The organism is Gemmatimonadaceae bacterium (assembly GCA_035606695.1).
GTDB lineage: Bacteria > Gemmatimonadota > Gemmatimonadetes > Gemmatimonadales > Gemmatimonadaceae > JAQBQB01.
Genome location: DATNEW010000031.1, coordinates 19650 through 34701 on the forward strand (window position 1 = coordinate 19650; position 15052 = coordinate 34701).

The 15052-nt window shown below is 66.2% G+C and carries 13 protein-coding genes; 8 read left to right on the forward strand and 5 right to left on the reverse strand.

What is annotated here, in order from left to right:
• The first annotated feature begins 5 nt into the window (after positions 1–5).
• Both VN706_16230 and VN706_16235 read left to right on the forward strand, forming a co-directional pair.
• A complete protein-coding gene (locus VN706_16230) occupies positions 6–812 on the forward strand; it encodes a hypothetical protein (protein ID HXT17186.1) in 807 nt (268 codons plus the stop codon).
• 74 nt (positions 813–886) lie between these two features.
• Positions 887–1675, forward strand: coding sequence for a hypothetical protein (locus VN706_16235; protein HXT17187.1), 789 nt, complete (start codon positions 887–889; stop codon positions 1673–1675).
• A 19-nt stretch (positions 1676–1694) separates the two neighbouring features.
• On the opposite strand, the gene VN706_16240 is transcribed toward VN706_16235, so the two are convergent.
• Positions 1695–3164, reverse strand: a complete 1470-nt coding sequence (locus tag VN706_16240) for an MATE family efflux transporter (protein ID HXT17188.1) — start codon at positions 3162–3164, stop codon at positions 1695–1697.
• Between the two features lie 60 nt (positions 3165–3224).
• On the opposite strand from VN706_16240, the gene wrbA reads away from it, so the two are divergent.
• Positions 3225–3827, forward strand: coding sequence for an NAD(P)H:quinone oxidoreductase (gene wrbA, locus VN706_16245; GenBank protein HXT17189.1), 603 nt, complete (start codon positions 3225–3227; stop codon positions 3825–3827).
• Between the two features lie 23 nt (positions 3828–3850).
• Here the strand turns inward: wrbA and VN706_16250 are convergent, their stop codons facing one another.
• Positions 3851–5170 carry a dipeptidase gene (locus VN706_16250; GenBank protein ID HXT17190.1) on the reverse strand — a complete coding sequence of 440 codons (1320 nt, stop codon included), beginning with the start codon at positions 5168–5170 and terminating at the stop codon, positions 3851–3853.
• A gap of 220 nt (positions 5171–5390) precedes the next feature.
• Here VN706_16250 and VN706_16255 point away from each other — a divergent pair, with 220 nt between their 5' ends.
• The 4 genes from VN706_16255 (at position 5391) to VN706_16270 (ending at position 9321) form a co-directional block, all read left to right on the forward strand.
• The gene (locus VN706_16255) at positions 5391–6074 is read left to right on the forward strand and encodes a hypothetical protein (protein HXT17191.1); all 684 of its coding nucleotides are present in this window, start codon (positions 5391–5393) and stop codon (positions 6072–6074) included.
• An 8-nt stretch (positions 6075–6082) separates the two neighbouring features.
• Positions 6083–7501, forward strand: a complete 1419-nt coding sequence (locus tag VN706_16260; GenBank protein HXT17192.1) for a sigma-54 dependent transcriptional regulator — start codon at positions 6083–6085, stop codon at positions 7499–7501.
• Entirely contained in the window at positions 7498–8424 is a 927-nt protein-coding gene (locus tag VN706_16265; GenBank protein HXT17193.1) for a tetratricopeptide repeat protein, read from the forward strand. Before VN706_16260 ends, VN706_16265 begins: the two co-directional genes overlap by 4 nt.
• A gap of 75 nt (positions 8425–8499) precedes the next feature.
• Positions 8500–9321, forward strand: coding sequence for a glycosyltransferase family 2 protein (locus VN706_16270; protein ID HXT17194.1), 822 nt, complete (start codon positions 8500–8502; stop codon positions 9319–9321).
• Positions 9322–9429: 108 nt separating this feature from the next.
• Here VN706_16270 and VN706_16275 read toward each other — a convergent pair whose 3' ends face one another.
• Positions 9430–10140 carry an Ig-like domain-containing protein gene (locus VN706_16275; GenBank protein HXT17195.1) on the reverse strand — a complete coding sequence of 237 codons (711 nt, stop codon included), beginning with the start codon at positions 10138–10140 and terminating at the stop codon, positions 9430–9432.
• A gap of 61 nt (positions 10141–10201) precedes the next feature.
• Between VN706_16275 and VN706_16280 the strand changes: the two genes are divergently transcribed.
• Positions 10202–12481, forward strand: coding sequence for a Tex family protein (locus VN706_16280; protein ID HXT17196.1), 2280 nt, complete (start codon positions 10202–10204; stop codon positions 12479–12481).
• Here the strand turns inward: VN706_16280 and VN706_16285 are convergent.
• The gene (locus tag VN706_16285) at positions 12474–14417 is read right to left on the reverse strand and encodes a DUF2339 domain-containing protein (GenBank protein HXT17197.1); all 1944 of its coding nucleotides are present in this window, start codon (positions 14415–14417) and stop codon (positions 12474–12476) included. The two genes, VN706_16280 and VN706_16285, sit on opposite strands and share 8 nt — an antisense overlap.
• A 33-nt stretch (positions 14418–14450) precedes the next feature.
• Entirely contained in the window at positions 14451–14957 is a 507-nt protein-coding gene (locus VN706_16290; GenBank protein ID HXT17198.1) for a DinB family protein, read from the reverse strand.
• Between the last annotated feature and the right edge of the window lie 95 nt (positions 14958–15052).

Sequence of the window (15052 nt, forward strand, 5' to 3'; positions counted from 1 at the left end):
AGAGCGTGACCATGCCTCGTGTGATTCGATTCGCCGTCGCCGCAACCGTCACGACATTGCTGGGCGCGATGGCGTGCTCGAATGGCGACCGCTCGGTGACCGAGCCGTCGAATCAGCTCGATGTGGCGGCGCTGCTCGCCGCGGCGGCGAGCGGTGAGCCGTCGGCCTATCCGACGGGCGCGCCGGCGATCGCGCTGCCCGTCCCGTCGACCGCGGTGCTGGGAGGCTGCACGTACTCGGCGGCCAATCAGCGTTTCGACTGCGCGCCGCGAACGATCCTCGGGCTCACGTACAAGAGCTCGTATTATCTGCTCGCGGCCGACGGTACTTCGCTGTCGACGCCAGACGCGAGCAAGGTCGCGGCGCTCCGCACGGTGTTCGACGTCACGGGCACCATCATTTCGGCGTCGGCCGTCGCCGGGGTGAAGGACTCGATGTCGGTCAATCACCACGACGACCTGACGCTCTCCGGTCTGCTCACGGGCAACCGCACGGAGAATGGCACGTCGACCGATCACGACTTCATCGTGTTCGACATCAATGGAACGCGCACGACGGACAAGATCGACACCAACGGCCGCACGACGAACCTCGTGCTCACCACCGGCAGCCGCTATCCGACGTCCGGCACGATCGCAACGGACGCGACGACCACGGCGAACTTCGGATCGACGCCGACGTCCTTCACCATTCACTCGGCGCTCACGTTCAACGGCACGAGCACGGTGACGCTGGTGACGACGATCGATGATGAGTCGACGCCGGTGACGTGCCACATCGACCTGGTGAACTTCACGACGACCTGCAGCTGAGACCGTCGCCGAGTTCGGCGGTACGACGGCGGTACGACGGCGCGCGCGCACGTCCTTTGAATAGAAACGAAGCCATGAAACAGCTTCGCTTTCTTCCGATCGCGGCCTCGGCAGTTCTCGCCGCCGCGTGCAGCGCGACGAACGACACCTCGCCGAACGACAAGACGCTGGACATCAATACCGTGCTGACGCAGGTGTCGGCGGGCGATCCATCGACGTTCGCGGGCGTGCGGACCGCGTTTGCGCTCCCCACGGTGGCGACAACGGCGACGCTTCCGACCTCCTGCACGTACTCGCCGGCCAATCAGCGGTTCGACTGCGCGCCGGTCAAGATTGGCTCATTGACCTTCACGACGTCGTACTATGTGCTCGACGCAGCCGGCGGCTCGCTCACCACGACGAATGCGACGCTGGCCGCGGCCGTCCGCGTGATCACCGACGTGACCGGGTTGGTCGACGTGACCTCCACGGGAAGCGTCAACGTCACGGTGAACAAGCACAGCGATCTCACAATGAGCGGACTGATTTCAGGTCCGCGCGTGTTGAATGGCACGTCGACCGAGCATGATTTGCTCGCGACGTCTGGTTCGGTCTCGACGTCGACGACGATCGATCTCACGAGCACCACGTCGAACGTCGTGCTGCCGTCGGCGACGACGAGCAACTGGCCTCAATCGGGTTCGATCACGAGCGACCTTGCCGACGCCACGAAGATCGGATCGCTGCCCGCCGTGCCGACATCCATGCATTCGGTGATCACGTTCAATGGCACGAGCATCGTGACGTTCATGTCGACGATCGCGGGTACAACGCAGACGTGCCGGATCGATCTGTCGGGCAATACGGCTGCGTCGTGTGTGTAGCTGAGGAACGCAGAGCGCACTACGCGCTCCGCATTCCTTCCTCGGTGAGGATCTCGTTCGACACGGCGCGAACGAGATCGTCGCCGGGGTCGGTCAGGCGCTTCCGCTTCCAGTCGCCGCGCGCGTAAACCGCCATCGTGATCAGGGCGATGACCACGTTCGAGATCGGAAACGCCCACCAGATGCCGTGCGCGCCCATGGTGGTGTGTTCGGCGAAGACGTAAGCGAGCGGGAACTGGAGCACCCACTGCGACACGAGCGTGAGGATCATCGTCACGACCATGTTGCCCGAGGCGCGCAACACGCCGGTGAGCGAAAACTGCGCGCCGAGGAATCCCCACGACAGCGCCATCGTGCGAAGAAAGACGGTGCCTTCGCGAATGACGTTTGGATCGCCCGGCACGAAGAACGCCACGAGCCGCGGGGCGAAGAAGAACGCGATGACGCCCATGACCTCGAGCACGCCGAAGCCAAGCGTGGCGCCCAGTCGGCCGATGCGCGCCGCGCGATCGATGTTGCCGGCGCCGATGTTCTGCCCGACGAGCGCGGACACGGCCATCGAGAGTCCCATCGCGGGAATCATCACGACTTGGAGAATCGTCGAGCCGACGCCGTACGACGCGACGGTGAGCGTGCCGAAGCTGGTGATCAGAAACGTCAGGACGGTCAGGCCCAAGGCGCGCGCCGATTGCTCGATCGAGGCGGGAAAGCCGAGTGTGAATGCGCGGCGGACGTAGGACATGTCGGGGATGAAGTCGCGCCAGACGAGATGCACGCCGTATCGCCCGCCGAGCAACACGCCGAGTCCAACGAGCGCCGCCAGACTCTGCGTGCAGAACGTTGCGATCGCGGCGCCCATGACGCCGTAAGCCGGAATCGGTCCCCAGCCGAAGATGAACGGCGGATCGAGAATGAAGTTGAGAATGACCGTGCCCAGGACGATGTACACGGGCAGCTTGGCTTCGCCGACGCCGCGCATGATCGACTGGAACATGAAGAAGAAGAAGTTGAACACGAGGCCGACGAACGACACGCGCATGAATCCGCGCGCGCCGGGGAACACGTCGGGCGCAACGCCCATGAGATGCAGCAGTCCCGGCGCGGCGATGTAGCCGGCGGCGCCGAGGACCACGGAGATCACGACGACGGTGACGAGCGTCTGCGCGGCGACGTGATCGACCATCTCCTGATTGCGCGCGCCGAAGTACTGTGCGGTGAGCGTCGAGCCGGCGATCGCGAAGCCGGCGCCGAGTCCGACGGTCAGAAACATCACCGGCGTTGAGACGGAAACAGCGGCGACCGCGGTGCCGCCGAGCCGTCCGACCCAAAACGCATCGATGAGTTGATACGCTGCCTGCAGCACGTTCGCGAGCGCGATCGGCACGGCGAGCGTGAGCAGCGATTTGAGAATTGGCCCTTCGAGCAGCCGGCTTGGGTGCGCCATGCCGAACAGTAAATGCTCGCTGCGTGCCGCAAAGGTCGCCGCCACGCCGGGATGTTTCTTGCAACGCGCCGGCTCGCCTACGGCTTACATCAACACGAGAGGAGCATGGCAACGGTGGCAACCGTACGACTCGCGGTGATCTTTTACAGCACTTACGGCACCAATCATCAGATGGCGGAGATCGCGGCCGAAGCGGCACGGGCGGCGGGTGCGGAAGTGCGTTTGCTCAAAGTGAAGGAGACGGCGCCCGACGAAGTGGTGAAGGGTCAGGATGCATGGCGGGCCCAGGCGGAAAAGAGCGCGCATCTTCCCGAGCCGACCTACGCCGACATGGAGTGGGCGAACGCGTATCTGTTCAGCGCTCCGACGCGATATGGTGTCTCAGCGAGTCAGCTGCGCGCGTTCATCGACACGCTCGGCCCGATCTGGGCGCAGGGCAAGCTGGCCAACAAGGCGGTGTCGGCGATGACGAGCGCGCAGAATACGCACGGCGGCCAGGAATCGACGATTCTTGGATTGTACACGACGATGATGCACTGGGGTGCGATCATCGTGGCGCCGGGATATACGGATCCGATCTACTACAAGTCGGGCGGCAATCCGTACGGTGTGAGTGTGAACGCGGGCTCGATCACGGACGATCAGAAGGAGGCGATTCGCGCGCAGGCGCGCCGGTTGGTGGAGTTTGCGGGGAAGATCGCGTCGTAGTCAGCCTCGCGAGGAGGACGGGATCACGCCTTCGGCTTCACCCCTCGATCCAACTCCTCGATCGTCGCGATCGACGGCTTCCTCGTCTTCTTCAACCGCGCCGACACTTGTTCCGCCTGCTGGAGCACGCGCAGGATGTTCCCGCTCGAGAGCTTGGCGAGATCCGCGTCGCTCCAGCCGCGGCGCGCAAGCTCCGCGAACAGCGTCGGATACTTCGAGACATCCTCGAGCCCGACGACGTTGTCGGTGATGCCGTCGAAGTCGCTGCCGATGCCGACGTGATCGACGCCGGCGACCTTGCGCACGTGGTCGATCATGTCGGCGACCTGCGCAACGGTCGCTTGCGGGCGCGGATGCGACGCGCGCCATGCATCCACCTCGCGCTTCGCCGCCGCGGCGTCATTCGGATAACGCTTGCCCGCCGCCGCGGACACGGCCGCCAGTGCATCGGCGTCGGCCTTCACCGCCGCGGACACGAACTCGGTGACGAACGGTACCATCACGACGCCGCCGTTCTTCGGGAGGCGCGCGAGAATCGAGTCGGGGACGTTGCGCGGATGATCGACCAGCGCGCGGGCGCCGGAGTGTGAGAAGATCACCGGCGCCTCGGACACGTCGAGCGCGGCACTCATCGTCCCTGGCGACACGTGCGACAGATCGACCAGCATGCCGAGCCGGTTCATCTCGCGCACGACTTCGCGTCCGAAGGGTGTGAGCCCGCCGTGCTTCGGTGCGTCGAGCGCCGCGTCCGCCCAGTCGAGCGTGACGTTGTGCGTGAGCGTCATGTAGCGGGCGCCGAGCGCGTAGTACTGGCGCAGGAGGGCGAGGGAATTCTCGATCGCGTGTCCGCCCTCGAGTCCGAGCAGCGAGCCGATCGTGCCTCGCTTGAAGTTGGCGCGCACGGCGTCGGCGGTGAGCGCCCACTGCAGCTCGGGATGGTTCGCGATCACGGCGCGGGCGATGTCGATCTGCTCGAGCTGCACGCGCGCGTAGCCGGGCGTGCTCGCGACGTCGCCGTTGCGCCGGTACGCGCGATCGGTCGGCTCGCCGGGAATGTAGATCGACCAGAATTGCGCGCCGACATGTCCTTGCCTGAGGCGCGGAATGTCGGTCATGCCAGGTGTGTGTTTCGAGATGTCATATGCCTCGACGTCTCCGGGATGCACGCTGTCCTCGCGAATGCGCCAGGGGAGGTCGTTGTGGCCGTCCATGACGGGCGCGCGGCGAAGCACGCTGAGCGCGCGGGCCATGTTGGGATCGGTCGATTGAGCGGCGGCGTCGGCGGGAGCGGTCGAGAAAGACACGGCGAAAGCGAGAAAGAGAATGGCGCGAAGCGGCGGCATGGTCTGGGGCACGGATGAGAGGGAGTTACAAGGTACGAACGCGACGCGGTTGTCGGAAAAAGTTCCCGGCCAAAGTTCCCGGTCGGGGATTCGCGTACAGTCTCATAATGATGCGGCTCGATTCGCTGCACCGGGAACCGGCCCCGTGCAGCCCGAGTTCATGGGCGAACGCGCACGATGGTCCCCGCCTCTCTCAATGTATTGCTTTGGAGCCACTTCGATGAATTCCTCGCGTCGGCTACTGCTTGCTCTAGCCGCGGCCGCGTCGGTGCTGACGGGTCTTGCCGCCTGTGCCAACGACGCCACCGCTCCCAGCGCTTCACAACCGCGTTCGGGGTTCGGTGTCCCGAGTGCCGCGCACCGCGACATCGCGGGTGAGGACGATCCCAACTTTCTGAACATCGCCTCCACCGCGCCGTCCATCGCCAATCCCGTGATCACGTTCACGGCGACCAAGGGGCGGGACACCGTGGTGAAGATGTACTTCCGCGCGCGGGCGTCCGGCCACGGACACGACTCGACAGTGTTCGCCGCGTTCAAGGTGCCGGCGAAGGCGCTCGCGTATCGGCCCGACGGCACGCCGATCCTCGACGGACAGTCCGTCACGATCACGATGACGCTGGTCGATTCGGTGCACGGCATCATCGACTTTCAGCCGTCGGGCCTGCGGTTCTCCACCAAGAATCCAGCGACGCTGCGCATCAGCTTCGCCGATGATGATCCCGACCTGAATCAGGACGGCACCGTCAATGCCGTCGATCTCGCGCTCGCGGCCAACTTGCACATGATCTGCCGCGAATCGCCCGATTCACAGTGGTTCCGTATTCCGAGCACGCTCTTCCCGGAAACCGGCGAAGTCGAAGGCATCATCTACGGCTTCTCGGGCTACTCCATCGAGTTCTGAGGTTTCGCGTGCCGACTCTGCTGGTCCTCAAGCTGAGCGATTCGTTCTCCGCGCTGTGGCCAACCCTCGCGCGCGAGTGCGAGCTCGAGCTCGAGGTCACCGCGTCGGTCGAGCGCTTCGACACGGCGCGCGACGCGGTCGGCGTCGTGGCCGGCGGCGGCGAGGAACATCGCTTCGAACAGATCTTTCGCGATCTCGCGCCGTGCGACATGGCGATCGCGGCGGTCGGGGCGGAACGCGATCGACGGATCGCCGTCGCGGCGATTCGCGGCGGCGCGTCAGACTTCTTCTCGCTCGCGGACGATCTCGACCTGCTGCGCTCGTGGCTGCACGACCAGTGCGAGCGGTTGCACACGCGGCACCGCCGCACCGAGTTCGCCGAGAATCAGCGGAGCAAGTACCGCTTCGACGGAATTCTGGGTGAGAGCCAGTCGCTGGTGTCGGCGCTCGATCGTGCGGCGCGCATCATTCCGCACCCGAACGTCACGGTGCTCATCACGGGTGAGACGGGCACAGGAAAGGAACTGCTCGCGCGCGCGCTGCACTACAACGGGCCTCGGCGCGAAGCACCGTTCGTCGACATCAACTGCGCGGCGATCCCCGAGCATCTGCTCGAAAGCGAGTTGTTCGGCCACGAGAAAGGCGCGTTCACCGACGCGTCGGCCACCAAGCCCGGCCTGTTCGAGCTCGCGAACGGCGGTACGCTGTTTCTCGACGAGATTGGCCATCTGCCCGCGACGCTCCAGGGCAAATTGCTGCGCGTGTTGCAGGAGCGGCAGATTCGCCGTGTCGGCGCGACGAAATCAATTCATATTGACGTCAAAGTAATTGCGGCGACGCACGTCAACCTGTCGGCCGCGGTGAAGCGCGGAGAGTTTCGCGAAGATCTCTTCTATCGATTGAACGTGGTGCCGCTCGAACTGCCCCCTCTGCGTGCGCGCGTCGAGGACATCGTGCCGCTGGCGCGGCACTTTCTGAAGACGTTCGCGGCAGAGTACAACGTGCCGGCGCCGCAGCTGTCGTCGGCCGCCGAGCGGGTGCTGCGGCAGCGCCGCTGGCCGGGCAACGTGCGCGAGCTGCGGAATTGCATCGAGCGCGCGGTGCTGCTGTGCGACGGCCGCCAGCTCAGTCCCGCGGACGTCGAGGCGGATGCCGTCACCGAGGTGCGCGAAGAGAACGGCATTCCATTTCCCGCGCCGCTCAACACTGTCATCGTCGCCGTGGTGCGCGAGATGCTCGAGCTCTGCGGCGGCAACAAGAGCGAAGCCGCGCGGCGGCTCGCCATTTCGCGCACGCGCTTTCAACGATTGCTCGATCACGGCGACACCGACATTCCGCCGGACGACGAGGCGGAATCCGCTGAGGAAAGCGCGGGACTCAAGCTCGTCGCGGCGCATCCCGCCATCGGCGCGCGAGGCGCGCGGTGACGGTCGTGCCGTCGATGGAGAGTGCGCCGGCGTACACGAACGGCCGCGCGGACGAACTGATTCGCTCGGGGCGTTCGCGCGAAGCCCGTGAGCTGTTGAGCGGCAGCCTTCCGTCCATCGAGCGGCGCGGCGATCGTGCCGCGCTCCGGCAAGCGGTCAATTTGCTCGGTGCAGCCAGTTTTGAAACGGGCGAGCTTGGCGATGCGGAAGTCGCGTTCAATCGCGCGCTGGAGCTCGGGCGCAGCGACAACGACGACCTCCTCGTCGCGCGCGCTACCAACAACCTTGGCGCCATCGCCAATGTGCGCGGAGAACGCGAGCAGGCCATCGCCATGTACTCGCTTGCCATCGCGGCGTATCAGCGCCTGGGCCAACCGCGCGGACTCGCGTCGGCCTATCACAACATGGCGATCACGTTTCGCCACATCGGGCTGCTCGAGCGTGCCGACGAGTACGAGCGGCGCGCGATCGAGTTCGCGATGGAGGCGGAGAATCCGCACATTCTCTCGCTGGCGCGCATCGGCCGCGCGGAGTTGAGTCTTCTGCGCGGCGACGCACGCCTGGCCGAGGCGACGGCGCTGCTGGTCGCGCGCGAGTTCGCGTCGCGATCCGACCCGCACCAGCAGGCGAACGCGCTGCGGGTGGTCGGAGCCGCGCGCACGGCGCTCGGCGATCTCGATGGCGCGCGCCGCGCACTCGACGACGGTCTGACGCTCGCGCGCGAGCATTCCGCGGCGCTGGCCGAGGCGGAGCTGCTACGGGCAAGGGCCGAGCTCAACTGCTGGCTGCATGACCGCGCCGCCGCCCGCGCGGACGCGTCCGAGGCGATTCGCATCTTCGATCGGCTGGCTGCCCGTGAGGATAGTGATAAACTGGCGCGCTGGCTCGCCGCGGTCGAACAACAGGTGAACGGGCAGTGCTGAGCCGGGGCGGGTTCCGATAGATCATCGGGGCTTGCAGCGCATTTGGTGTCTGCTTCGTACCAAAGCAGGGGCACCATGGCAAACCCGGCATTCCATCTCTCGGATTTCGACGCGCCCGACTTGTCGAGCGCGCCGCTCGCGACACCTCGCGTCGCGTTGACGGTCGTCGTTCCGACCCTCAACGCGGCGCCGCGTCTGGCGGCGGCACTCCAATCCGTCTCATTCGCCGACGAGATCATCGTCGTCGACGCCGGATCGAGCGACGACACCCTGGGCGTCGCCCGCGCGCATGGCGCACAGGTGATGTCGATCGGCCGAACGACGATCGGCATGCAGCGGAACGCAGGGATTGCGGCGGCGCGCAACGCGTGGATTCTCGCGCTCGATTCCGACGAAGTGGTGACCGAGGAGCTGCGTGCATCGCTGGCACGCGTGTGCGCGGATCAGTCGCCGATCGGCCGCGCGTACAAGGTGCGCTCGCGCAACTGGCATCTGGGGCGCGAGCTGCGGCACGGGCCGTGGGGCCGCGACTGGAAGGTGCGCGTCTTCTCGCGCGACGCGCGCTTCAACGCGGCGCGCGTCCACGAGCGGATTCAGTCCTCCGCGCCCGTCGCGGCGCTCGATGGCGCGCTGCTGCACTGGCCGTACGATGATCTCGCGCACCAGATCGTGAAGATCGCGCAATACGCCAAATGGAGCGCCGAGGACATGCGCGCGCATGGACGGCACGCGCATGTCCGCGATATCATCGCGCGGCCGATCTGGCGCTTCGTGCGCGATTATGTGCTGTTCAGCGGGTGGCGCGACGGTGTGGCGGGGTTCGTCGTTTCGGTCGCGAGCGCGTTTTCGGTGTTTCTCAAATACGCGTCGCTGTGGTTCTCGAGCGAGGCAGTATGAGAAACGATTGTCATCCTGAAAAGCGTAGCGACGAAGGACCCCTTTCTTTCGAGGAGAGCTCTCCTCGGTGAAAGGGGTCCTTCGCTATGCTCAGGATGACAGCATCGCCTAGAGTCCCACCACCTTGAACGTGACGCTCCCGAGACCGGCGACACTCGCGGTCACCGTCGACGTACCGGCTTTCGCCGGCGTGACGAAGTTGACCGACGCGTTGCCGCTCAATCCGGTCGTCGAGGTCGGGGTGCTCAGCGTTCCGCCGCTCGCGCTCCACGTCACCGCCACGCCGGGTGCGGCATTGCCGAACTTGTCGGTCGCGCGCGCGACGAGCAGCAGCGCGGCGCCGGAAACGACAGCGCTGGAATCCGCGGTGACTTTGAGGAGCTGCGTCGGCTTGCCGCCGATCGCCGTGACGGTGACGGCGACCGTCGCACCCGTGATACCAGCGGACAACGCGTTCGTGCGCGCGGTGTCGCCAATGGTCCACGTCACCACCGCGGCTCCCGAAGCGTCCGTGGTGCTCGACGGCGCCGACACCGACCCGCCGCCGGACGAGACCGTCCACGTCACCGCGGTGCCGGAAACGGGTGTGTTGTTCTGAGTCACGTGCACCTTCACCTGCAGCACCGACGTCACGAGAACGGTGTCGCCGATCAAGCCGGTGTCGGCCGTGATCGTCAATCCGCTCGAGGACGTCGAGCTGCCGGGGGTCGACGGCGTTGACGGCGTGGTGGGGAGCTCGCCGGTGCTGTCCTTGTGGCACGCTGCCGTCAGAGCAACGGCGGCCAGCGAGAAGAGCAGGGTGGGTGTGCGCATATGCATGAGACACACATTAAGGCGAACGCCCCCACAATCAACTATCTTCGTGACTCGCTAAGAGGAATTGACCGTCTCCCCACTCCAGTCGATGTCGCTGCACGAAGTCGTTTCCACGATCGCCCGCGAGCTGTCGCTCGCCCAGCCCCAGGTCGCCGGCGCGCTCGCGTTGTTCGACGAAGGCAACACGCTCCCCTTCATCGCCCGCTATCGGAAGGAAGCCACAGGCGGACTCGACGAAATCCAATTGCGCGACGTCCGAGATCGCGCGCAGTACCTTCGCGAGCTCGGCGAACGCCGGACCGCCATTCTCGACAGCATCGCGGACCAGGGCAAGCTCGACGACGCGCTGAAGGCGCGCATCGAAGCGGCCGCCACGAAGCAAGCGCTCGAGGATTTATATCTTCCATACAAGCCCAAGCGGCGCACGCGTGCGACGATCGCGCGCGAACGCGGACTCGAACCGCTCGCGGAGCTCGTGTGGACGGGCGAGCTCACAGTCGACGCGTTGACCGAGCGCGCTCGCGAATTCGTCGACGCGGCAAGCGAAGTCCCTGACGTCGAACACGCGCTCGCCGGTGCACGCGACATTCTCGCCGAGCGCATCGCGGACGATGCGAGCCTCCGCGGCCGTGTGCGCGACGTGACGCGTGCCGAAGGCGTCGTTCGCGCGCGCGTGACCACGGCCAAAGCGAACGAAGTTTCCAAATTCCAGGATTATTACGAGTTCTCTCAACCGCTCGAGGACCTGCCGTCGCATCGCGTGCTCGCCATTCGGCGCGGCGAGGCGGAGGGCTTTCTCCTCTGGTCCGTTGATGCGCCTGCCGAGCGCATTGTCGCGGACATCGAGCAGCAGCGTTGCGCGCGGCATGCCGCGGCGGATCAAATGCGGCTCGTCGCGCAGGATGCGTACAAGCGGCTGATCGCGCCCGCGGTCGAAGTCGATTTGCGGCTCGAGCTCAAAACGCGCGCCGACGAAGAGGCGATCGCGATCTTCGGACGGAATCTCGAGCAGTTGCTGCTCGCACCGCCGGCGGGCGAGCGCGTCGTGATCGGCCTCGATCCGGGATTCCGCACGGGCGTCAAGGTCGCGGTGGCGTCGAAGACCGGCGCGGTCGCGGCGACGGATACATTCTTTCTCCATCAGCCCGATCGATTCACCCAATCGCTGTTGGCCTACGTCGCGCGGTTCGACCCCGATCTGATTTCGATCGGCAACGGCACGGCGTCGCGGGAGACGGAGACACTCGTGCGCGACATTCTCGCCGAGCGGCGGTTGTCGCGCCCGCAGGTGGTCGTCGTCAACGAATCGGGCGCCTCCGTCTACTCGGCGTCCGAGCTGGCGCGCGACGAGCTGCCCGATCTCGACGTGTCGCTGCGCGGCGCGGTGTCGATCGCGCGGCGGCTGCAGGATCCGCTCGCGGAATTGGTGAAGATCGATCCCAAGTCGATCGGCGTCGGGCAGTATCAGCACGACGTGTCGCAGCCGCGGCTCAAGGCGCGGTTGGACGAAGTCGTTGAGAGTTGTGTAAATCGCGTCGGGGTCGAAGTGAACACCGCGTCGGTCGCGCTGTTGTCGTACGTGGCGGGCGTCGGTCCGTCACTCGCCGCGAACATCGTGAAGGCGCGCGACGAGCGCGGCGGATTCACCTCGCGTCGCGATCTCGCGAAAGTGCCTCGGTTGGGCGCGAAGGCGTTCGAGCAGGCCGCCGGATTTCTCCGCGTGCGTGGCGGCGCGCATCCGCTCGACGCGTCGGCGGTGCATCCCGAGCGGTACCCGCTCGTCGAGGCGATCGCCGCGGACGTCGGTACGCCGCTGGCGGAGTTGATCGGCAACGAGCCGCAGCTTGGACGCGTGAAGCTCGAGCGTTACGTCTCGAGCGAAGTCGGACTTCCCACGCTTCAGGATATTCTCACGGAGCTGCGCAAGCCGGGACGCGATCCGCGCGAGGCGTTCGAGCCGCCGGCGTTCCGCGCCGACGTGACGGAGCCGAAGCATCTCGTCGAGGGAATGGAGCTCGAGGGCGTCGTCACGAACATCGTGGCGTTCGGCGCGTTCGTCGACGTCGGCGTGCATCAGGACGGTCTCGTGCACGTGTCGCAGCTCGCGGATCGTTACGTGAGCGATCCGAACGCCGTGGTGAGCGTCGGACAGAAGGTGAAGGTGCGCGTGATGTCGGTGGATCTCGAGCGGAGTCGCATTGCGCTCACGATGAAGCGAGGCGCTGCCGCGTCGGAGCAACGGCCGGCCGCGAGAGCGCAAAAGCCCGAGAAACCGCACAGGCCGCCTGTCGCACCAATTCCTCGCTCGGGCACTGTCGCGCCGAACGGGATGCGCTTCAAGTAGCGGCGGCCGTCGTTCCCCCGGGGCGTCGATACCAGTACGCGATGCCGAGCAGGAACACGCTGGTGACGAGGTACGCGGCGATGCGCGCGCCGAAATCGAAGTACGTGCTCGCGCCGTAGCACGCCGTCGCCGCCGCGGCGAGCGCCAGACCGAGTCCGGTCTGGCGCAATCGCGCGCGATGCCGCGCTCGGCCGATCGCGACGCTCGCCACCGCGGTCGCGGCGAAGTAGACGACCAGCAGCAGCGCGGCGGTGCTTGGACTGTACGCCATCGCGAGCTCGATCAGCGCCCAGACGAATGCCCACAACCACGGCGCGGTCGTGACCGCTCGCAGCAGCAGCCGCAGCTCGGCGGCGTAGGTCCACTCAGCGCGGCCGGCGAGCGACTCGCGCGTCGCCGTTCGCAGCAATGGCCAGAAGCGTGAGATCGCGATGAATCCGATCAACACGGCGAGCGCGCAGGTCGACGGCTCGGTGGTGAACGGCGTGAACTGGTACGGCCGCCGAAACATGAGCAGCACGACGGTGCGAAGCGCCGTTCCGATGAGGAATACGCCGCCGACGACCACCCACGTGCGACTCGGCCGCGGCTTGTGCAATGCGAGAAGCAACAACGACAGCGCGACGCATGCGGCGATTCGGCCGAGTGGTTTTTCGATGGGCGCGACGAGGACGGCCATGATTGCCGTTGCGCTCGTCGCGAACGCCGACGCATCGCGCAACGAGCCGACGCGCCGGCGCCACGTGAAGATCAGCGCGAGCACGGTCGCCGCGGCGAACGCGGGCCACAACCCATGCTCGAACATGACCGCGTCCGCGGCGCGAATCGCGAACGCGAACGGCAACACCGCGGCGTCGAACCAATCGAGAACGACCGGATCGTTTCGCGTGCGGCGAATCACTGTCGACTGCGGAGCGTCGGCGTGATAGTCGAGCAGCAACAGCCACATCGCGAGTCCACCGATGATGACCCCGGCGAGCGTCTCCGATGCGGTGGCCGGTCCGTTGCCAAGACTCGCGATGAGCGCGAGCAGCGCCATCCAGCGCAGCACGCCTCGCACGCGCGTCGCCGGTGCAACGATCGCGACACCGAAGGTCGCGACCACGAACGGGAACGAGAATGCCGTCACGAACTCCGGCATTCCCGAACGTTCGGCGACGGTCGCCGCGGCGATCGCGTACAGCGCGCTCACGGCATACACGGCGCGCCAGCCGATCGCCCAGTCGCGCTTCCCGATCGCGAAGCAGCCGGGAATGAGCACGAGAATGCCGTAGCCCAAGAGCGCGTATTCGTTCGCCACGCCGTCGGACGTTACGAACGGCGCGATCGCGGCGCCGGCGAATGCCGCGCACCAGAGCGGCTCATCGTTTTCGGTATGCGCGAAATACGCGAGCATCCACGACACCACGGCCGCGCCAACGAACGCCGCAGCCGACGGAACGATGTGCAGCCCCGGCCCGGCGCCATACGCGCACACGTGCACGATCGCGAGCGACAGTCCGAGCAGCGTCGAGCCGAACGACCGCTCGCGGCGGCGCAATCGAAAACCCCAGCCGCCAATCGCCGCGGCAACGACGAGACCGAGCACCAAGCGCGCGGTTGGACCGAGCTGCAGATACCTGTGCGCTATCGCCCAGCTGAGGAACGTTCCGACCGCCGCCACGGCCGCGAGCACCGCGATGACGAGCATGCCGTACCGGCCGAGCAGACTCTCGACATCATCGGATCGAAAGCGGCGCGTCGCGGGCGCGGCGGTGAACGGCGGAGGTGGCGGAATAAGCGGCCGGGCAGCCGTACTTCGTGAGGGCGCGCCCGTCCCGCGCAGCGCCGCCAGTTCCGCCGCGACCATCGCGAGCGTTTCCTCGAGTCGTGCGACGCGCTCCTCCAGCGAGGGGTGATCGCCGTCGGAGGGTGGCGGACCGGGCGGAAACGTCACGATGGAATGCGTGTCAACGCGCGGTTGGACGGATCAGGTATCGGCCGTGGGGCCGTAGATCGACGGCAGCGGCACGTCGTTGAGCCGGAGATACACGCTCAACTGTCCGCGATGATGAATGATGTGATTCATCAGCAGCGTCCGTATCACCGCCGCGCGCGGCATCGCGAAGATGACGTTACCGCCGTTGCTGAGCGTCCAGGTCGTGCCCAGATCCTTGTCCTGAAGTGACTGTAATGCGGCGCGCGACTTCGCGACGTTCTCATCGAACAACGCCAGCAGCTCTTCGCGCGTACGTTCGGTGGCGGCATTGGCGCGCGTGCTGGTCTGTGCGGCGGCGCCGAAGTCGCGGCCTTCCTGTTTCACGATCATCTCGCCGAATCCGGCCAGATTGGCGAGATGGAACGCCAGCGCCCCCATCGCCGTCGACTTCGTGTGAGGCTTCCAATCGCTCTTGTCGAGCGGAACGCGTTCCAACAGGGACCGGGTGGTGCGCATCTCCTGGTCGAACTCGGGGACGATGGTATCGGCGAAGGCCATGGTGGGTCTGGGTTTAGGTGAGATTCAATAGAACGACCGTACCAAACGAAATCCAGATCTTCGTGCAGCGATGTGAAGCTATTCCCGTCTGAGTC